17 protein-coding genes are annotated in these 20,182 nt (G+C 66.1%); 9 read left to right on the top strand and 8 right to left on the bottom strand.

Going from position 1 to position 20,182, the window contains the following annotated elements:
- The first annotated feature begins 72 nt into the window (after positions 1–72).
- Entirely contained in the window at positions 73–912 is an 840-nt protein-coding gene (locus CJ014_RS07065) for an IclR family transcriptional regulator (protein ID WP_100079813.1), read from the top strand.
- 111 nt (positions 913–1,023) lie between these two features.
- Here the strand turns inward: CJ014_RS07065 and CJ014_RS07060 are convergent, their stop codons facing one another.
- The 4 genes from CJ014_RS07060 to CJ014_RS07045 form a co-directional block, all read right to left on the bottom strand.
- Positions 1,024–2,103 (bottom strand): ABC transporter ATP-binding protein, encoded by a 1,080-nt coding sequence (locus CJ014_RS07060; protein WP_100079812.1) that lies wholly within the window; start codon positions 2,101–2,103, stop codon positions 1,024–1,026.
- Between the two features lie 3 nt (positions 2,104–2,106).
- On the bottom strand, positions 2,107–3,003 hold the full coding sequence (locus CJ014_RS07055; RefSeq protein ID WP_207765696.1) for a carbohydrate ABC transporter permease: 897 nt from the start codon (positions 3,001–3,003) through the stop codon (positions 2,107–2,109).
- A complete protein-coding gene (locus CJ014_RS07050; RefSeq protein ID WP_245427150.1) occupies positions 3,003–3,899 on the bottom strand; it encodes a carbohydrate ABC transporter permease in 897 nt (298 codons plus the stop codon). The genes CJ014_RS07055 and CJ014_RS07050 overlap by 1 nt, the downstream gene beginning before the upstream one ends.
- A gap of 68 nt (positions 3,900–3,967) precedes the next feature.
- Positions 3,968–5,209 (bottom strand): ABC transporter substrate-binding protein, encoded by a 1,242-nt coding sequence (locus CJ014_RS07045; RefSeq protein ID WP_100079811.1) that lies wholly within the window; start codon positions 5,207–5,209, stop codon positions 3,968–3,970.
- A gap of 237 nt (positions 5,210–5,446) precedes the next feature.
- Between CJ014_RS07045 and CJ014_RS07040 the strand changes: the two genes are divergently transcribed.
- The 4 genes from CJ014_RS07040 to edd all read left to right on the top strand — a co-directional run bounded on the left by CJ014_RS07040 (position 5,447) and on the right by edd (position 11,302).
- Complete coding sequence (locus CJ014_RS07040; RefSeq protein WP_100079810.1) at positions 5,447–6,454, top strand: LacI family DNA-binding transcriptional regulator; 1,008 nt, start codon at positions 5,447–5,449, stop codon at positions 6,452–6,454.
- A 128-nt stretch (positions 6,455–6,582) separates the two neighbouring features.
- Positions 6,583–8,946: a GH36-type glycosyl hydrolase domain-containing protein gene (locus CJ014_RS07035; RefSeq protein ID WP_100079809.1), complete on the top strand. Its 2,364-nt coding sequence runs from the start codon at positions 6,583–6,585 to the stop codon at positions 8,944–8,946.
- A 20-nt stretch (positions 8,947–8,966) separates the two neighbouring features.
- A complete protein-coding gene (locus tag CJ014_RS07030; RefSeq protein ID WP_100079808.1) occupies positions 8,967–9,479 on the top strand; it encodes a gluconokinase in 513 nt (170 codons plus the stop codon).
- Complete coding sequence (gene edd, locus CJ014_RS07025) at positions 9,476–11,302, top strand: phosphogluconate dehydratase (protein ID WP_100079807.1); 1,827 nt, start codon at positions 9,476–9,478, stop codon at positions 11,300–11,302. The genes CJ014_RS07030 and edd overlap by 4 nt, the downstream gene beginning before the upstream one ends.
- A gap of 10 nt (positions 11,303–11,312) precedes the next feature.
- On the opposite strand, the gene CJ014_RS07020 is transcribed toward edd, so the two are convergent.
- Positions 11,313–12,065 carry an IclR family transcriptional regulator gene (locus CJ014_RS07020; protein WP_100079806.1) on the bottom strand — a complete coding sequence of 251 codons (753 nt, stop codon included), beginning with the start codon at positions 12,063–12,065 and terminating at the stop codon, positions 11,313–11,315.
- Between the two features lie 343 nt (positions 12,066–12,408).
- Between CJ014_RS07020 and CJ014_RS07015 the strand changes: the two genes are divergently transcribed.
- The 4 genes from CJ014_RS07015 (at position 12,409) to CJ014_RS07000 (ending at position 17,710) form a co-directional block, all read left to right on the top strand.
- The gene (locus CJ014_RS07015) at positions 12,409–13,317 is read left to right on the top strand and encodes a dihydrodipicolinate synthase family protein (RefSeq protein ID WP_100079805.1); all 909 of its coding nucleotides are present in this window, start codon (positions 12,409–12,411) and stop codon (positions 13,315–13,317) included.
- A gap of 28 nt (positions 13,318–13,345) precedes the next feature.
- Positions 13,346–15,322: a YjhG/YagF family D-xylonate dehydratase gene (locus CJ014_RS07010; RefSeq protein ID WP_100079804.1), complete on the top strand. Its 1,977-nt coding sequence runs from the start codon at positions 13,346–13,348 to the stop codon at positions 15,320–15,322.
- A gap of 219 nt (positions 15,323–15,541) precedes the next feature.
- Positions 15,542–16,891: a gluconate:H+ symporter gene (locus CJ014_RS07005; RefSeq protein WP_100079803.1), complete on the top strand. Its 1,350-nt coding sequence runs from the start codon at positions 15,542–15,544 to the stop codon at positions 16,889–16,891.
- Positions 16,892–17,116: 225 nt separating this feature from the next.
- The gene (locus CJ014_RS07000; protein ID WP_100079802.1) at positions 17,117–17,710 is read left to right on the top strand and encodes an NADPH-dependent FMN reductase; all 594 of its coding nucleotides are present in this window, start codon (positions 17,117–17,119) and stop codon (positions 17,708–17,710) included.
- 131 nt (positions 17,711–17,841) lie between these two features.
- Here CJ014_RS07000 and CJ014_RS06995 read toward each other — a convergent pair whose 3' ends face one another.
- From CJ014_RS06995 to CJ014_RS06985, 3 genes are all read right to left on the bottom strand, one after another.
- On the bottom strand, positions 17,842–18,858 hold the full coding sequence (locus CJ014_RS06995; protein ID WP_100079801.1) for a Gfo/Idh/MocA family protein: 1,017 nt from the start codon (positions 18,856–18,858) through the stop codon (positions 17,842–17,844).
- Positions 18,859–18,973: 115 nt separating this feature from the next.
- Positions 18,974–19,393: a VOC family protein gene (locus tag CJ014_RS06990; protein ID WP_100079800.1), complete on the bottom strand. Its 420-nt coding sequence runs from the start codon at positions 19,391–19,393 to the stop codon at positions 18,974–18,976.
- 36 nt (positions 19,394–19,429) lie between these two features.
- On the bottom strand, positions 19,430–20,152 hold the full coding sequence (locus CJ014_RS06985; protein WP_100079799.1) for a 3-keto-5-aminohexanoate cleavage protein: 723 nt from the start codon (positions 20,150–20,152) through the stop codon (positions 19,430–19,432).
- Between the last annotated feature and the right edge of the window lie 30 nt (positions 20,153–20,182).

The following is a 20,182-nucleotide window of genomic DNA, read 5'->3' as shown; positions in this document are numbered from 1 at the left end:
TACGATTTAACGCTATGACAGACGCGATCCCCGGCGGGATCGGACCGAGACCGTGGGCAACGGAACGACACCATGAAAACCACAGCCGAACGACAAGACACGACTGCCGAACCGGCCGCCGACAAGGGCGCACAGAAGAAGCGAAGCGACGATCGCGGTTCGCTGAAGTCGATGCAGAAGCTCATGGCGGTGCTCGACTGCTTCTCCGTCTACGAGCAGTCCCTGACGCTCAACGACATCGCCGTGCGCTGCGGCATACCCAAGACCACGGCCCATCGGCTGGTCACCTCGCTGAGGGAAGTGAAGCTTCTCGAGCAGGACCACGAGCGGGACCGCTATCGCATGGGCATCCGCCTGTTCGAGCTCGGCAGCATCGTGCTCGCCAATCTCGACATCTTCTCGCGGTCGCGGCATCTGGTGCAGCGGCTGATGGACACCACCGGCGAGAATTCGCACCTCTGCGTCTTCGACGGCACCAACGTCATTTCGGTCGAGCATATCGAACCGGGCAGCGGCCGGGTCAACTGGACGACCGCCCTGTCGATCTCGCCGGCCTATTGCACCGGCGTCGGCAAGGCGGTGCTCGCCTACCAGGACGGCAGCGTCGTGGCTAAGATCGTGCGCGGCGGCCTCAGGCCGTTCACGCCGAATTCCATCACCGATCCGGACGTCCTGGCCGCGGATCTCGAGGCAACGCGCCGACGCGGCTATTCCATAGACAATGCCGAGCACCAACCGCTGATCCGCTGCATCGCGGCGCCCATCCGCAACGTCACGGGGCGGGTGTTCGCGGCGGTCAGCGCCTCCGGACCGTCGAGCCGGATGACCGACGACCGGCTGTTTTCCTTCGCCCCGCTCGTCATAGCCACGGCCGACGAAATCTCGCGGCTTTCCGGCTACGTCCCGCGCTAGGCGCCGGCGCGAGCAAGTCGGAATGGACGACTGCCAACGCAAAAGCGGGGCGCGCCGGAACGCCCCGCCCGCACAGTCAATTTCCGGCGCAAGTCGCCGGGCCGCCCGGGCCTAGAGCCGCCAGCCGGTTTCGACGTCGAAGAACGATGCCTTCTGGACATCGATCGTGACGGCGAAGGCGCGATCCGCCTCGCAGCCATCGTCCTGCCCCACCAGATGCGACAGGCTGACACCGTCGAAGACCGACCAGGCCAGGATGCTGCTGCCCATCGGCTCGACCAGCGACACCTTTCCCTCGATGGCCGCCGCCGATCCGCTGGCGGGAAGGATGTGTTCCGGCCGGAGGCCGAGCACGACCTTCCGGCCGCTCTCCGCCGTCTGCGCGAAGAGATAGCGGCTGACATCCAGCCGGAAGTCGCCGGCCGCGAAGAACAGGCGATCGCCGTCCGCGGCAAGCTGACCCTCGACCTTGTTCATGGCCGGCGAGCCGAGGAAGCTGCCGACGAATTCGTTGGCCGGCTTGTTGTAGACATTGAGCGGCGTGTCGAGCTGCTGGATGATGCCGTCCTTCATGACGGCGATGCGGTCGGCGAGCGTCAAGGCCTCGATCTGGTCGTGGGTCACGTAGATCATGGTCGACTTCAGCGTCTTGTGCAGCTTCTTGATCTCGAGGCGCAACTCGGCACGGAGCTTGGCGTCGAGGTTGGAAAGCGGCTCGTCGAACAGGAAGATGTCGGCATCGCGCACCAGCGCCCGGCCGATGGCGACGCGCTGCCGCTGGCCGCCGCTGAGCGCCGACGGCTTGCGGTCGAGCAGATGGGCGATCTGCAACAGTTCGGCCGCCCACTTCACCTTCCTTTCGATGATCGCGCGGTCGATGCCGGCGATGCGCAGGCCGAACGACAGGTTCCGCTCGACGCTCATCGTCGGATAGAGCGCGTAGGACTGGAACACCATGCCGATGCCGCGATCCTTGGGATCGGTCCAGGTGACGTCCTTGTCGTTGAACAGGATGCGCCCGCCGCTGACGTCGGTCAGCCCGCCGATGGCGCTCAGGAGCGTCGACTTGCCGCAGCCGGACGGCCCGAGCAGGACGAGGAACTCGCCATCCCGGATCGTCAGGTCGAGCTTCTTGACGATCGGCACGTTGCCGTAGCTGATGTCGAGGTTTTCGAGGGATACGGAACTCATGGCTTACCCCTTCACGGCGCCGGAGGCGATGCCGCGCACGAACCAGCGGCCGGACAGCAGATAGACGGCGAGCGGCACCAGCGAGGTGAGCACGGTTGCCGCCATGTTGACGTTGTAGGCGCGCTCGCCGGTGGTGGTGTTGACGATGTTGTTGAGCTGGACGGTCATCGGCAGGTTTTCGCGTCCCGCGAAGACGAGGCCGAGCAGGAAGTCGTTCCAGATGGCGGTCACCTGCATGATCACCGCGACGATGGCGATCGGCACCGACATCGGCAGGATGATCGCAATGAAGATCTTCCAGAAGCCGGCGCCGTCGATGCGCGCCGCCTTGAACAGCTCGACCGGCAGGCCGGAATAGTAGTTGCGGAACAACAGCGTCATCACCGGCATGCCGAAGATGACGTGGGTGAGCACGATGCCGGGCAGCGAGCCGTAGATGCCGGTCTGGGCGTAGACGCGCACCAGCGGGTAGATGAACACCTGGTAGGGAATGAACGAGCCGAGCAGCAGGCAGGCGAACAGCACGTTGGCGCCCTTCACCTTCCAGAAGGACAGCGCGTAGCCGTTGAGGGCGCCGAGCAGAATGGAGAACACGACGCTCGGCAGCAGGATCTTCACCGAGTTGCCGAAGCCGACCCTGAGGCCAGTGCATTCGAGGCCGGTGCAGGCCGACGTCCAGGCCTTCACCCAGGCGTCGACGGTGAACTGCTGCGGCAGCGAAAAGATCAGGCCGAGGCGGATTTCGTCCATGCTCTTGAACGACGTGACGAGCATCACGTAGAGCGGCAGCAGGAAGAACAGCGCCAATACGCCGAGGAAGGCGTAGATGCCGGCGCGGCCCCAGACCTCCTGATAGGTGAGCGGGCGCTTGGCGGCGGCAGCCGGTTTTGCCTGGGGCATCATGCCGCCCTCCCGCTTTTCCGGAAATACTGGGAATAGATGACGGGAGCCATGACCAGCAGGACGGTGATCAGCATCACCGTCGACGCCGCCGTGGCGAGGCCGATGTTGGCGCGCTCGAACAGGTTGTCCATGATGAACTTGGCCGGCACCTCGCTGGCCGTGCCGGGGCCGCCGTTGGTCATGGCGACGACGACGTCGTACATCTTGACGATGCTGATCGACAGCAGCACCAGCGAGGTGATGATCATCGGCCTCAGCATCGGCAGGACGATCGACAGATAGACGCGCCAGGCCGGAATGCCGTCGATGCGCGTCGCCCGCCATATCTCGCCGTCGATGCCGCGCAGCCCGGCGAGGATCAGCGCCATGACGAGGCCGGAGCCGTGCCAGACCGTCGCCAGGATGACGGCGTAGAGCACCATCCTGGGATTGACCACCCAGTCGAGGACGAAGCCGGAGAAGCCGAAGCCGCGCATGGTCGCCTGGATGCCGAGGTCCGGATTGAGGATCCACTGCCAGATCAGGCCGGCCACCACGAAGGACATGGCGTAGGGGTAGAGGAAGACGGTGCGGAACAGGCTCTCGGCGCGCACGTTCTGATCGATGAAGATCGCCAGGAGGCAGCCGAGCACGAAGCAGATCAGCAGGAAGAAAAAGGCGATGACGGCGAGGTTGCCGAGCGAGGTCAGCCAGCGCGAGGTGTCGAAAAGGGTGACGTACTGGGCAAAGCCGACGAAGTCGTTCCTCGGCAGCAGCTTCGAGCTCGAGAACGACAGCCGGACCGACCAGGCCATGGTGCCGAGATAGGCGAAGATGACGACGGCGGCCATCGGTAACAGGGCGATATAGGCAACGAGGTTGCGCCTCACATGCCGGGTGAATTCGGCTCCCACGTGATCCTCCCGTATGCAGTGGCGGGAAGGCGGACGGCCACCTCCCCGCGTTCTTTCCCGAGGCGGGATCAGCCCTTCAGGGCCTTTTCGAAGCGGTCGATCGCCTGGTCGACGGTCATCGGGGTGTTCCAGAGCTCGGTGACGATGTCCTGCACCGAGCCGTAGACGAACTCCTCCATCATCTGGGAAGCGTCGGGCACCTGGCGGGCCGGGTCGGACATGATCTTCATGCCGAGCTGGGCGCAGGCGTCGAGGCTCGACACGTCGACGTCGGAGCGGATCGGGATCGAGCCCTTGAGATTGTTGAACTTCACCTGGACGTCGGGATCGGTCATGATCTCGACCAAGAGGTGCTGGGCCTTCACCTGCTCGGCGTCGTCGGTCTTGGGGAAGACGAAGACGTCGCCGCCGAGGACGTAGGGCGCATCGGGACGGAGGCCGGGAATGCAGCCGTAGTCCTTGCCGATCTCCTTGTTGGCCTGCTTGAACTCGCCCTTGGCCCAGTCGCCCATCACCTGGAAGCCGGCCTCGTCCTTGATGAGCAGCGCGGTGGCGTCGTTCCAGTTGCGGCCCTGCGAGGCCTGATCGACGTAGGGCTTCAGGCTGACGAAGGTCTCGATGACCTTGCGGAACTCCGGCGAGCGGATCGCCGCCTCGTCCTTGTCGCCGTAGACGGACGTCCACAGCTTGGCGCCGCCGACGTTGGTGAGCACGGCCGAGAACAGCGAGTTCTCCTGCCAGCGCTGGCCGCCGAGGGCGAGCGGGATGATGCCCGCCGCCTTGAGCTTGTCGAGGTCGGCGAGGAACTGCTCCATGGTTTCCGGCGGCTTGTCGATGCCGGCCTTGTCCAGGGCGGCGACCGAGTACCAGATCCACAGGGGCATGTGGATGTTCACCGGCGCGGCGTAATACTTGCCGTCGACCTTGACGGCGTTGGCGATCGGCGCCGGCAGCACCTTGTCCCAATCGTTCTTCGAGGCGACGGCGTCGATGTCGTTGAGCAGGCCCTCGCCGATGATCTCGTGATACTGGCGCGACGTGTTGAACAGCGCGGCGGTCGACGGATCGCCGCCGATGATGCGGTTGATGGCGGCGCTGCGGGCGGCCGAACCGCCGGCGACGGCATTGTCGACCCACTTGCCGCCGGCCGCGTTGAAGGCGTCGGCGAAGACGGCGATGGCGGCGGATTCGCCGCCCGACGTCCACCAGTGGATGACCTCGGCGTTGAGCGGCTCCTCCGCCCTGGCGATGCCCGTCGCGGCCGCAAGGGCGATCGCCGACACGGCGACCATTTGCTTCATTGCAATCATGGTTCCTCCCAAACGAGTAGCGCCGATCCCGACTCTCCAAATCGGATGGTCGACGGTTCCTGATCCAAAAGTGGGATCGGTTCCATTTTTGAACCGAGCGCCTTGATTTTGTCAATGCTCCTTGCGAGAAAAGCGGGGACGGCAAACCGGACAATCGGTGGGAATCATATTTCGATCATTTGAAAACAAAAGGATAAATGCTATCGTGCGGGAAATCAGGGTGAGCGGAGTTGCGAGATGGCAACCGTAAAGGATGTGGCCAAGCTGGCCGGCGTGGGGTCGGGAACCGTTTCGCGCTATATTTCTGGAACCGGTTCCGTCTCGCGCAAGTCGGCCGAGAAGATCGCGCGCGCCATCGAGCAGCTCAACTACCGGCCGAACAGCATGGCCCGGTCGCTGTCGTCGCGCCGTTCCGACTTGATCGGCGTCTGGGTGCCGTCGCTCGAAGGGCCCTACTACCACATGATGATCCGCACCATCGAAAGCGCGCTTCGCCTGCAGGGCAAGCACATGATCCTCGCCAATGCCGAGGATGCGCGATCGAACGACGACCGCCTCGCCCATCTCGACTACCTGATCAACCGCGACTGCGACGGCATCCTGATTTCCAGCTCGCTGCAGAGCGAATTCGAGCTGGCGCGCTACGCCGAGAAATTCCCCAACCTGGTGGTGATCAACCATCGCACCGACGAACTGGCCGGGCGCTCCTTCTCGATCGACCACGACCTCGGCGGCCGGCTGGCGGCCCGGCACCTCGCCGAACTGGGGCACAGGCGGGTGGCGACGATCACCGGCCGGCTGTCCGCGCAGGACGCCCGGCAACGCCACGTCGCCTTCCTGGACGAGATGGCCAAGCTCGGCCGCCCGGTGGCTCCGGAACGGATCATCGAGGGCGCCTTCTCCTATGCCGGCGGCGAGAGCGCCGTGGCGGCGCTGCTTGCCTCGGGCGCCGACTATTCGGCGGTGTTCTGCGGCAACGACAAGGTGGCGATGGTGCTGATCGCCGAGTTGCACAAGCGCGGCATCTCGGTGCCGGGCGAGGTGTCCGTCCTCGGCTACGACGACGTCGACTTCACGCCGTTCACCGCCCCCGCCCTCAGCACGATCCACGCGCCGATCGAGGAAATGAGCCAGTCGGCCTGTCACCAGCTCCTGAACCTCACCTACGGCTTCGACCTGCCCTACCGGGAGCGCTTCGAGCCGTCGCTGTCGGTGCGGCAGTCGACGGGGCCAAGCCGCTCCTAGATCGTCGTGCGCCCTAACGGACGCAAAGTGACGATCTAGTTTTTTGTTATCGCATCGGATTTTCCGAAAACCGGATTCCACTTTTCGGTCCGATGCTCTAGCCGAACAGTCCTATCCGAGAGACAACGATGCCCTCCTTCATCGACAACGGAACCCGGTTCCATCTGGACGATCCGACGCTGGCTCCCAACGCCGCCGGCTATCTGTGGAACCGGCGGATGATGATCCAGATGAACGGCCGCGGTTACGCGGTGAGCCAGTACATGGATCCGGAGCCGCGCAAATACGCCTATCCGCCGACGATCGCCGCCCAGACCTTCATGCAGCCGGAGCAGGGCTATTATCCCAATCACCCCGGCCGCTTCTTCTACGTCCGCGACAACGGCACGGGCGCGCTGTTTTCGGCGCCCTATGAGCCGGTGCGCGCCCGGCTCGACCGCTTCGCCTTCGAGCCGGGCCTGTCGGATATCCGCTGGCTGGTGGAAAAGGATGGCGTCCGGGTGGAGCTCCGCCTTTCCCTGCCGGTGGACGACGTCGCCGAGCTCTGGACGGCGAAGGTGACCAACATGACGACCGCGACGAAGAACCTCTCCTTCGTGCCGTTCTTTCCGGTCGGCTACATGTCCTGGATGAACATGGGCGGTCACTTCGACCCGACGCTCGACGCGGTGGTCTGCACGTCCGTTACACCCTACCAGAAGGTCGAGCAGTATTTCAAAAACCGGCACCTCAAGGACATCACCTTCCTTGCCGCCGATCGCCGCCCGGACCATTTCGAGGCGGCGCAGCAGGCGTTCGAGGGCGAAGGCGGCCTGCATGCGCCGTCGGCGCTCGCCGATGGCGGTCCTCTTCATGACGGCGAGGCGCTCTACGAGGTGCCGGCCTGCGTCATGCAGTGGGATCTGGAGATCGCCGCCGGCGCGAGCGAGGAGTTCCGCTTCGTGTTCGGCCCGGCCAAGGACGAGGCGGAGATCGCCGCGCTCCGGGCGAAATACATCGACGGCGACGCCGAAGCGGTGCGGCGGGCCTATCATGCCTACGTGACGGATGGCGGCCGCAGTTGCCTGGAGATCCGGTCGCCCGACGAGACGTTCAATCATTTCGTCAATCACTGGCTGCCGCGCCAGGTGTTCTACCACGGCGACACCAACCGCCTGACCACCGACCCGCAGACCCGCAACTACCTGCAGGATGCGCTGGGCATGCTGTTCATCCGGCCGGAAGCGACGCGCGAGGTCATCCTGCACGCCGCGAGCCAGCAATATGCCAGCGGCAAGATGCCGGACGGCATCCTGCTGAGGCCGGACGCCGAGCTGAAATACATCAACCAGGTGCCGCATACCGACCATGCCGTCTGGCTGGCGATCGTCACCAAGGCCTATCTGGACGAGACCGGCGACCGCGCCGTTCTGGAGGAAACGGCGGCCTGGGCCGACGACGACAGGCCGGCCGGCATCCGCGAGCACGTGACGCGGGCGCTGCGCTTCCTGGCGGCGGCCATCGACGAGCGCGGGCTGCCCTATATCGACCAGGGCGACTGGTGCGACCCGATGAACATGGTCGGCTACAAGGGCCGCGGCGTTTCCGGCTGGCTGGCCGAAGCGTCGAGCTATGCGATGTCGCTGTGGTCGGAGGTGTGCGCCGCCGAGGGCGACGGGGAGACGGCCGGCTGGCTGAAGGCGGAGGCCAGCGCCCTGATCGAGCGTATCAACCGCCATCTCTGGGACGGCGACTGGTACGGCCGCGGCATCACCGACGACGGCGTCGTCTTCGGCGTATCGACCGACAGGGAGGGCCGCATCTTCCTCAACGCCCAGAGCTGGGCGCTGCTCTGCGGCGCCGCCGACGAGGACCGCAAGGCGCGCCTGCTCAAGGCGATCGACGAGCAACTGGTCACGCCCTACGGGGTGGAGATCCATGCGCCGTCGTTCACGGCGATGCGCGAGGATGTCGGCCGCGTCACCCAGAAATGGCCGGGCAGCGCCGAGAACGGCGCCGTCTACAATCACGCCGCCGCCTTCTATGCCGCCTCGCTCTACCACGTGGGCGAGAGCGACCGGGGCTTCAGGGTGCTGCGCGCCATGCTGACCGAGGCCGAGCGGGACGATATCGCGACGCGCGGCCAGTTGCCGCTCTACATTCCCAACTACTATCGCGGCGCCTATCGCCAGTTTCCACGCACGGCCGGCCGTTCCAGCAACCTCTTCAATACCGGCACCGTCGCCTGGTTCTACCGCCTCGTAGTCGAACAGGTCTGCGGGCTGCGCGGCGACGGCGGCGGCGCGGTGATCGCGCCGCAGGTTCCCTCCACTTGGCAAAAGCTGGCCTTCACCCGCCGCCTGCGCGGCGCGACGTTCAACGTCAGCTTCACGCGCGAGGAGAGCATCGCCGAACAGATTATCGAGGTCGACGGCCGGCGTCTCGAAGGCGGACGGCTTGCCAGGATCGAGGCCGGTCGTATCTATGACGTCACGGTGAGAAGCCCGCGCTGAGGCGCGGCAGGGAGGACGCGATGATCGTCATCGTCATGGGCGTGTCGGGCAGCGGCAAGACCACGGTCGGCGAGTTGCTCGCCGAGCGTCTGGGCTGCGGTTTTTCCGACGCCGACGATTTTCACCCCGCCGCCAACGTCGAGAAGATGCGGGCCGGCATTCCGCTGACCGACGACGACCGCAGGCCGTGGCTTCAGGCGCTGCGGCGGGCCATCGACGGCTGGCAGGCGGCGGGGGAAAGCCGCGTCATCGCCTGTTCGGCGCTGAAGGCCGCCTATCGCGACCAGCTGTCGCCGCACGACGACGCGATTTTCGTCTTCCTCAAGGGCAGCGCCGAGACGATCGCCGCCCGGCTCAAGGCCCGCAAGGGCCACTACATGAACCCCGATCTGCTGGCGAGCCAGCTCGCGACGCTGGAGGAGCCGACCGACGCCATCGCCGTCGATATCGCGTCGCCGCCGGCGGCCATCGCCGACAAAATCATGGCCCGGCTCGACGCGCGCGGACTTCATTCGGAAAAGAGACGCACATGACCGTTCGCTCCATCGTCGCCGACGTCACCGAGCGGATCGAGCGACGCAGCCGGACGAGCCGCACCGCCTATCTCGACGGCATGGAGAGGGCGCGCGAAGCGATCCGCGCCTCCGGCCCGGCGCGTCGGCGCCTGCCCTGCTCCAACCTGGCCCACGGCTTTGCCGCCTGCCCGGCCGAGGACAAGCAGCGCCTTGCCGGCGGCGAGGCGGTCAATCTCGGCATCGTCACCACCTATAACGACATGCTTTCGGCGCACCGGCCCTACGAGCGCTATCCGGAACTGATCCGCGAGGAAGCGCGGCGGCTCGGCGCCGTCGCCGAGGTGGCCGGCGGCGCGCCCGCCATGTGCGACGGCATCACGCAGGGCCGCGCCGGCATGGAGTTCAGCCTGTTCTCGCGCGACGTCATCGCCATGTCGACGGGCGTCGCCCTGTCGCATGACATGTTCGACGCCGCGCTGATGCTGGGCATCTGCGACAAGATCGTGCCCGGCCTCGTCATGGGCGCCCTGGCCTTCGGCCACCTGCCGACCGTGTTCATCCCCTCCGGCCCGATGCCGAGCGGCCTCGGCAACGCCGAGAAGAACGCCGTCCGCCAGGCCTATGCCGCCGGCACGGCGACAGAGGCCGATCTTCTGGACGCGGAGGCCAAGTCCTATCATTCGCCCGGCACCTGCACCTTCTACGGCACCGCCAACACCAACCAGATGCTGATGGAGATCATGGGGCTGATGCTGCCCGGATCGGCCTTCGTGGCGCCCGACACGCCGCTGCGCGACGCGCTGACCCGCGCCGCCGTGGGGCGCGCCGTCGCCATCGCCGGCATGGGGGAGAACAGCCTGCCGATCGGCCGGCTGCTCGACGCCCGCGCCTTCGTCAACGGCATCGTCGGTCTTTGCGCCACCGGCGGCTCGACCAACCTGACCATCCACCTGATCGCCATGGCGCGGGCTGCCGGTCTCGTCATCGACTGGGACGACTTTTCCGCGCTGTCGGCGGCGACGCCGCTTCTGGTGCGCGCCTATCCCAACGGCAAGGCGGACGTCAACGGCTTCAGGGACGCCGGCGGCGTGCCCTTCCTGGTGCGCGAGCTCAGGCGCGCCGGGCTGCTCAACAACGACGTCCTCACCATCCTCGGCGCCGGCCTCGCCCCCTACGAGCGCACGCCCCGGCTCGACGCCGCCGGCGCGCTGGTATTCGCGGAAACGCCTGAAACCAGCGCCGACGAGAGCGTGGTCCGGTCGATCGCCTCGCCCTTCCAGCCGACCGGCGGCATCAACCTTTTGACCGGCAACCTCGGACGGGCGGTGATCAAGTCGTCGGCCGTCGCCGCCGAGCATCAGACGGTCGAGGCGCCGGCGCGCGTCTTCGCCTCGCAGGACGCGCTGCTCGCCGCCTTCAAGGCCGGGCTCGACGAGGATTTCGTCGCCGTCGTCCGCTTCCAGGGGCCGCAGGCCAACGGCATGCCGGAGCTGCACAAGCTGACGCCGGCGCTCGGCCTGTTGCAGGACCGCGGCCGCAAGGTGGCGCTCGTCACCGACGGCCGCATGTCCGGCGCATCCGGCAAGGTGCCGGCGGCCATCCACGTGACACCGGAAGCGGCACGCGGCGGACCGATCGGCCGCGTCCGCGACGGCGACCTCATCAGGCTCGACGTGGCGACCGGGCGGCTGGACGTGCTGGTCCCACCGGAGGAATGGGACGCCCGCCGCCAGGCGGCCGCGGAGACCTCGCCCAGCAACGACAGCAGCGACCGCCGCCTGTTCGCCGTGCTGCGGCGCGCGGTGGGCACCGCCGAGGAAGGCGCGACGGCGCTCGGCTGAGCCGACCGGCCTAGTAGCCGAGATCGTGCGAAACGCTGGCGCCGATGACCTTCAGTTGCTCGATGAACGATTTGAATTCGTCCATCGACACGTTTTCGACCACCGTCGAGATGGAAATGGCGGCGACGAGCTTGCGGTCGTGTCCCCACACGGGCACGGCGGCGCAGCGGCAGCCCCGGACATTTTCCTGCTCGTCGACGGCGAAGCCGTCCGAGCGCACCTTGGCGAGCGCCGCCTGGAAGCCGTCGCACCGGGTGATCGAGTTTTCGGTGACTGCCGTGAAGTCGTAGCCGTCGAGCGTTTTCTCGATGATGGCCGGCGCCTGGAAGGCGAGCAGAACCTTGCCGATCGCCGTGGTGTGGATCGGCATGCGCCGGCCGACCCGTGAATAGACGATGATCGAGCGTGTCCCCTCGACCTTATCGACGTAGACGCCGGATTTCCCGTCGAGCACGCCCAGATGAACGGTCTGCCCCGTCTCTTCCGACAGCTTCTCGATATACGGCCTGGCAACGGCGATGAAATCGCGCGAACGCTGCACGAGGTAGCCGCGCTCGAGAAGCTTCACGCCGAGGCGATAGGGAGCGTTGGCCTCGGTCTGCTCGATGTAGCCCTGGGCCTGCAGGGTTTTCAGGAGCGAATGCAGGGTGCTCTTGTGCAGCCCGGTCATCTGGCTGATCTCGGCGAGGTTGAGCTCGACCTTCTGCTCGCTGAAGAGCTCGAGAATGTTGAGGGCGCGCTCCACGGCCTGGATCAATGGCATTCACGGCGACTCCGGAAAGGCGGCAGGAGGTGACCCTGCGATTCTTGCACCCGTTCGATTAGTGCGCCGAGAGTCGTAATCCAAGAGCTGAAAGAAGGCAGGGGTGCAGATCCGGCATATACCCTCTTTGTCTTCCGCGACGGCCAGTGGTCGAAATTGCGCTTTTTCATCAGCCACGTAAATCGCCGCTCCTCAATCGCCTGCTCGCCAAGAAAACGCGGAATGCGGATCTTTGCCTACACAGCATCCCGGATTTACCGCCGCGTGCGCCACCGTTAACGTACGACATTATAAAACATCGTTCTATAATATAGAACGCAAGAACGAGGATCAGGAGTTTCCGATGGCAGCAGTGCGTTTTGAAGGCGTCATTCCGCCGGTGTCGACCATCTTTACCGAGGCGGGCGCCTTCGATCCGAAGGGCCAGGCGCTGGTGATCGAGAAGCTGATCGCCGCCGGTGTCGACGGCCTGTTCATGTGCGGCACCGGCGGTGAGTTCTCCCAGATGACCACGGCCGAGCGTAAGGCGGTTGCCGAATTTGCCGTCAGGCAGGTCGCCGGCCGCAGCAAGGTGCTGGTCGGTGTCGGCTCCAACAATCCGCGCGAGGCCATCGAACTCGCCATCCATGCCCAAGCCATCGGTGCCGACGGCATCGTCGTGGTCAACCCTTCCTACTGGAAGGTTACCGAAGCGCGCCTCCACACCTATTTCACCGACATCGCCGCTGCCACCAAGCTGCCGGTGCTGCTCTACAACATCCCCTTCCTGACCGGCCAGGATCTCACGCCCGCCTTCGTGAAGTCGGTGGTCGAGGCGGCGCCCAATGTGGTCGGCATCAAGGAGACGGTGGATTCCATCGGCCACATCCGCGAGATGATCAACGTCGTCGGCGCCGTGCGCCCCGGCTTCCAGGTGTTCGCCGGCTATGACGACCATCTGCTCACCACGCTGATGCTGGGCGGCGCGGGTGCCATCTCGGCCAGCGGCAACTTCGCGCCGCAGCTGTCCATCGGCATCTTCAAGGCTTTCCGCGCCGGCGATTTCGCCAAGGCCGTGGAGCTGCACAGCCGCCTGATCCGCCTGCCGTCGATGTATGGCCTCGACACGCCTTTCGTGAACGTGGTCAAGGAGGCGATGCGCCTCACCGGCCTCGACGTCTCCACCTACTGCCTGCCGCCCGCCGGTCCGCTGGCCGCCGATCAGATCGCCCGCCTCGCCGACCTGCTGAAACAGGCCGGTCTCGTCAAATAACCAAGCGCCGATCACAGGGAGGATCCTCATGTCCCTCAAGGAAATCTACGACGAGAGCAACGAAGCCGTCTATGTGGCGGCGACCAATGCTCCCGGCCCGGCCGGCAAGTTGCCGCTGACGCCCGAAATGCTGATCAACCGGCCGAGCGGCGACATTTTCGGCATGACGCTGAATGCCGGCATGGGCTGGGAACCGGAAAAGCTCACCGGCAAGGAAGTGCTGGTGATCGGCGTCACCGGCGGCATCCGCGGCGCCGACGGCAAGCCCGTGGCCCTCGGCCTGCATACCGGCCACTACGAGACGCCGCTTCAGTTCGAGGCGGCGGCCCGCGAGGTGGCCAAGGCCGGCGGCGTTCCCTACGCCGCCTATGTCAGCGACCCCTGCGACGGCCGCACGCAGGGCACCACCGGCATGTTCGACTCCCTGCCCTATCGCAACGACGCGGCCATCGTCTTCCGCCGGCTGATCCGTTCGACGCCGGTGCGCAAGGCGGTGATCGGCGTTGCCGCCTGCGACAAGGGATTGCCGGCGCTGATGATGGCGCTTGCCGCCCAGCACGACCTGCCGACCATTCTCATTCCCGGTGGCGCCACGCTGATGCCGACCAAGGGCGAGGATGCCGGCAAGGTGCAGACCATCGGCGCTCGTTTTGCCAATGGCGAACTGACGCTGGAGGAGGCAAGCGAACTCGGCTGCCGAGCCTGCGCCTCCGCCGGTGGCGGTTGCCAGTTCCTCGGCACCGCCGGCACCTCGCAAGTCGTCGCCGAAGGCCTCGGCATCGCCCTGCCCCATTCGGCCCTGTCGCCGTCCGGCCAGCCCGTCTGGCTCGAGGTCGCGCGCCAGTCGGCACGGGCGGTGCTGCAGCTCGAACAGCGCGGCATCACCACCAGGGACATCCTCACATCGAAGGCGATCGAGAACGCCATGGTGGTGCATGCCGCTTTCGGCGGGTCGACCAACCTGCTGCTGCACTTACCCGCCATCGCCCATGCGGCCGGGCTCGCCATGCCTTCGGTCGAGCACTGGACGGCGGTGAACCGGCGCGTGCCGCGCCTCGTCAGCGTCATCCCCAACGGACCGATCTATCACCCGACCGTTCGCGCCTTCATGGCCGGCGGCGTGCCGGAAGTGATGCTGCATCTGCGGGCTCTCGGGCTTCTCAACCTCGACGTTCTCACCGTGACCGGCGAGACGCTCGGCGCCAACCTCGACTGGTGGGAGACCTCCGAGCGTCGCCGCCGCTTCCGCGAGATGCTCGAAAAGCAAGACGGCGTCAGCCCCGACGACGTCATCATGCCGCCCGCCAAGGCGGCCGCCCGCGGCCTCACCTCCACCATTACCTTCCCGATCGGCAACATTGCGCCGGAGGGATCGGTCATCAAGTCGACCGCCATCGATCCCTCGGTGATCGGCGAGGACGGCGTCTATCGCCACAAGGCGAAGGCAAAAGTGTTCGTCTCCGAGGTCGATGCGATCCATGCCATCAAGAGCGGCAACATCGTTGCCGGCGACCTGATGGTGGTGATCGGCGCCGGTCCGTCGGGTACCGGCATGGAAGAGACCTATCAGGTCACCTCGGCATTGAAGCACCTCTCCTACGGCAAGCACGTGGCACTGATCACCGACGCCCGCTTCTCCGGCGTGTCCACCGGCGCCTGCGTCGGCCATGTCGGGCCGGAAGCGTTGGCCGGCGGCCCCATCGGCAAGTTGCGCGACGGCGATATCGTCGAGATGGTCGTCGACTGTCGCAAGCTGACCGGCTCGCTGAATTTCCTCGGCACCGAGGAAGCGCCCGCCACGGCCGAGAAAGGCGCCGCCATCCTGGCCGCCCGCCCGCCGCATCCTGACCTGGCGCCGCAGGCCGAGCTGCCCGACGACACCCGTCTCTGGGCGGCGTTGCAGGCGGCGAGCGGTGGTACCTGGCGGGGCTGCGTCTACGACGCCGACCGGATCATCGAGGTACTGGAGGCCGGCCGCGCGGCGTTGGCTGCCAAAAGGGACTGACGAAACCCCGGGGGAGAGGCAAAGCCTCTTCCCCCAGAGTCCGCCGGCGCTCCAAGCCGGCGCAAGTGGAGGGCACGGCGGCCGAGGGGGCTGGTCGTCCATCCGAACATCGCGGCAGGCAGCAACCACTGGATCGGCGGCGACACCGCCGACCCAGGGACGCGGTCTGTCGTCTTCGCCGGCCAAGCCGGCGCGCCAACCAAACCAAGGGAAGAGGAAATGCCTTTAATCATCGTCGTAGCCGGCATCGTGCTGCTGCTGCTTCTGATCATGAAGCTGAAACTGAACACGTTCGTTTCGCTGATCATCGTCTCCTTCTGCGTCGCGCTGGCCCTTGGCCTGCCGCTCGACAAGGTGGTGAAATCGATCGAGAGCGGCCTCGGTGGCACGCTCGGCCATATCGCCCTGATCTTCGGCCTCGGCGCCATGCTGGGCCGCCTGATCTCCGACGCCGGCGGCGCCCAGCGCATCGCCGTCACGCTGATCGAAAAATTCGGCGAACGGAACGTGCAGTGGGCGGTGGTCGTCGCCTCGTTCATCATCGGCATCGCGCTGTTCTTCGAGGTCGGCCTGGTGCTGCTGGTGCCGATCGTGCTGACCATGGCCAAGCAGATGAAGCTGTCGCCACTGCATCTCGGCGTGCCGATGTGCGCCGCGCTTCTGGCCACCCATGCCTTCCTGCCGCCGCATCCCGGTCCGACGGTGATCGCCGGCGAATACGGCGCCGACATCGGCCAGGTGCTGGTCTACGGCATTCTCATCGCCATTCCGGCCGTGATCGTCGGCGGCCCGATCTACAATGCCCTCGCCAAGCGGATCGTGCCGTCGGGCTTCGCCAAGCGCGCCGATCTCGACGCCATCGGCTCCTTCAAGACCTTCGACCTCGACAAGACGCCCGCCTTCGGCATCTCGGTGCTCACCGCCATGTTGCCGGTGATCATGATGTCGGTCGCCGCCATCATCGCGGTGATCCGCAGCGAGGCGGGCATCGCCGACAATACCGGCTTTGCCGTTATCCGCCTGGTCGGCGACGCGTCGGTCGCGATGGTGGTGTCGCTGCTGTTTGCCATGTGGACAATGGGCGTCAACCGCAACATCCCGGTCAAGGACATCATGGCCTCCTGCACGTCGGCGGCCAGCCACATCGGCATGATGCTGCTGATCATCGGCGGCGGCGGCGCCTTCAAGCAGGTGCTGATCGACGGCGGCGTCGGCAAGTATGTAGCCGACCTGTTCGCCGGCACCAACGCCTCGCCGCTGATCTTTGCCTGGGGTGTCGCCGCGCTGCTGCGCATCTCGCTCGGCTCGGCGACGGTGGCCGCCATCTCCACGGCCGGCCTGGTGATCCCGATGCTGGCGACGCATAACGTCAACCTCGCGTTGGTGACGCTGGCCACCGGCGCCGGCTCGGCGATCTGCAGCCACGTCAACGACGCCGGTTTCTGGATGTTCAAGGAGTATTTCGGCCTGACGATGAAGGAGACCTTCGGAACCTGGACGGTTCTTTCCACGCTCGTCTCGGTGATCGGCCTGATCGGCGTTCTCGTTCTGGAAGGTTTCGTCGGCTGACGACGAACCCCACCTGAAAATACCGGCGGTCGCGGCAATGTCGCGGCCGCCTTTCGATTCCGATCGAAGTGTGGCAGCGTCCCGACCGGAGCGGAATTTCCACCCAGGGCCTGGCGCAACGGGCGGTTCCTTTGGGTAACCTGGTGCCTCGAAAGTGCCTGCTTGCCAGGCGGCAAACGAACCGCGATGTAATTGTCCATTGAGACCAGCACGAAAGAGGTCGCCATGACATTCAAGCCTCGGATCGCTCTCATCATCGGTTCCACGCGGCCGACCCGCTTCGCCGACAAGCCGGCGCAATGGATGCTCAAGCAGGCCCAGGCCCGGGATGACCTGGAGGTCGAAGTGGTCGACCTGCGCGATCATCCCCTGCCCTTCTTCGCCGAGAAGGCATCGAACCTGTGGATGCCAAGCCAGGATCCGGAAGCGATCCGCTGGCAACAGACCATCGGCCGCTTCGACGGCTATATTTTCGTCGTCGCCGAATACAATCGTTCGATTACCGGCGCGCTCAAGAACGCGCTCGACCAGGCTTACGTCGAGTGGAACCGCAAACCGTTCACCGCCATCGGCTACGGCGGCCTGGGCGCGGCGCGTGCCATCGAGCATTTGCGTCTGATCGGCGTCGAGTTGCAGATGGTGCCGACCCGCAGCGCGGTTCATATCGGCGGCGGCGACTTCATGGCCGTGGCGCCGATGGGCGGCAACAAACCGATCGAGGATATCGAGGCCAACCTGTTGCCATCGGCGAAGGCGGCCCTCGACGATTTGGTCTGGTGGGCCAAGGCCGCCAAGGCGGCGAAAGCCGCGGAGACTTGATCGCCGGCCGGAAACGGTCCCGACGTTATCAAGACTTTGGAATACCACCGGCCCGCCGAAGCAGGACGGCCGGTGGTATTTGGCGTCGGCGAAGGATTTCCCGCCGGGGCGCGTCGACAGCGGCCCGCCGCTCAGCCCTTGACGCCGGTTTGGCGTGAATGCGCCGCCTCGCCGGGATAGGTCACGCCGATCTGCTTTCTGATGTCGTCGAGCGTCTCCATGATGGCGACGCTCTGTTCGAGCGGCAGGATGGGACTGCTCCGCTCGCCGGCGGCGACCAGCCGTTCCAGTTCGACGGCCTGGAAGTGCATGCCGCGACCCTTCATTTCGGTCGGTTTGAACTCCTCCAGCAGGTTCTTCTCGCTGTCATAGATCCGGAAGCCGGTCGGCGTGTACCAGATGCCGTCGATCTCGACATGGCCTTCCGTGCCGTTGATCTCGGCGCGGTTGCTGCCGGGCGCGTCGCTGGCCGACACCGTCAGGGCGCTGGCGCCATTGGCGTAGCGGAAGATGGTGGACACCTCGGCGTCGGCGCCGGTCGCCTTCAGGCGGCCCGAAGCGAGAACCTGCGTCGGCTCTCCCAGAATGTCGAAGGCAAAGGAGATCGGATAGATGCCGAGATCGAGCAGCGCGCCGCCGCCGAGTTCCAGCGCGTTGAGGCGGTGGCCGGGATCGTCCGGCAGGTCCTGGGTATGCGTGGCCACCAGGGTGCGGATCTCGCCGATCATGCCGCCGGCCAGCGCCTGGCGCAGCCGGACCATGTGCGGCAGGAAGCGCGTCCACATGGCCTCGAGGACGACGACGTCGTGCTTGCGCGACAGGTCCAGGAGATGCCGGGCTTCCGCCCCGGTCAGCGTGAAGGACTTTTCGACGAGGACGTGCTTGCCGGCGGCGATGCACAGCTCCGCGGCGGCGGCGTGGAACGGGTGCGGCGTGGCGATGTAGACGACGTCGACCTCGGGATCGTCGGCAAGCGCCTGATAGCTGCCGTGCGACCGCGGAATGCCGTGCTTGGCGGCAAAGTCGACCGCCTTCTCGATGGAACGCGAGCCGACGGCGCTCACCGTCATGCCGTTATCCAGCAAATCCTGCACAAAGAGGTCGGCGATCCATCCGGTCGCCAGAATGCCCCAACGCAGCTTAGTCATCGGCTGTCCTCTCCCCTTCGCCATTCAGGCGCTGTCCGTCCGATAGCAGTAGTCGATTTCCCGGGGCGCGGCCACCGATGATCCGACACGCCCGATAAAGCCGGCGCGGCCGGCTTCATGCCTCGCCGGTATCGATGACGACCGACGATGCCGAGCGGCGCGCCGGACCGTGGAAAACGGCCTCGATGTTGTTGCCGTCCGGGTCGAGCAGAAAAGCCGCGTAATAGCCGGGATGATAGGATCGCTCGCCGGGCGCGCCATTGTCCCGGCCGCCGGCGGCCAGCCCCGCCTGATGGAACAGCCGGACCGCTTCGCGGTCCTTGGCCTGGAACGCCAGATGCACGTGCGTCGCCGCGCCGCTCTCCTCTCCCAGCGCGTCGATCCAGAGTTCGTCGCAGGCAAGATGTCCTTCCTCGTCCGCCAGGAGCGGAATGCCGAGCACCCCGAGCACCGCCCGGTAGAAGGTCGCGGTGGCGGGAAGATCCCTCGCCCTGAGGTGGATATGGTCGATCAGGCGACCTTGATGCAGTTTCATGCGCAACTCCTGCCTTTCTCCCGAAGCGTTCGCCGGTCAGGACGCATACTGCCGCATCATCCTGACGGCATCCGTCACCAGTTGGGCATTGTTGCGCGCCACATCGCCCTGAGCGCGATGGCAACCGTCCTCCAGGCCGACGCGGGTGGACCAGCGGCGCTGCCGCGCCAGGTCGACGAAATGCCAGACGGTCGCGTCGAAGCCGTGCAGGAGAATCGGCCGGGCAAGGCCCGCTTCGGCGAGAACGGCGGCTATGCCGTCGGCAATTCTGCCGGCCGTCGAAAGCTCCTGTTCGTCGATTTCGATGAGGATGCGGAAGACGCGCTGGCAATCGGCAAGCGCGACCAGCCGTCTGGCGTCCTCCACGCTCGCCAGCCCGGCCTCGACGCCGACGCCTATGCCGTGCAGCAAATCGATCACCGCGGGCGCGTCCGCCTCGGACAGGTTGACCGAGGCGTAATCCGGCAGGACGCGCCAGGCGGCGATATAGTCGCGCGTCCTGCGCTGATCGCCTTCGATCCAGGCGCCGGTCGACACGCCGACCAGGGTGCCCGGACAGGCGCGCCGCACCAGCCGGATCGTCTCGTCGACGGCGGCAAGGCTCTCCTGGCCGTCCGCCGCGCGCGGATGCAGATGGATCTCCGCCGCGCCGGCGGCAACGCAGGCGGCGCTGTCCCGCGCCATCGCCTCGACGGTCAGCGGCAGTGCCGGATGGTAATCGAAAGGGCGTGCGCCGTTGATACAAGCCTGAACGATCATCAGGATCTCCCAATTTCTCGAGACGGCAGC

Origin of the sequence: Pleomorphomonas carboxyditropha, assembly GCF_002770725.1 — a bacterium.
GTDB lineage: Bacteria > Pseudomonadota > Alphaproteobacteria > Rhizobiales > Pleomorphomonadaceae > Pleomorphomonas > Pleomorphomonas carboxyditropha.
The sequence above is the reverse complement of the archived record's forward strand: the minus strand, read 5'-3'. Positions and strand labels throughout refer to the sequence as shown.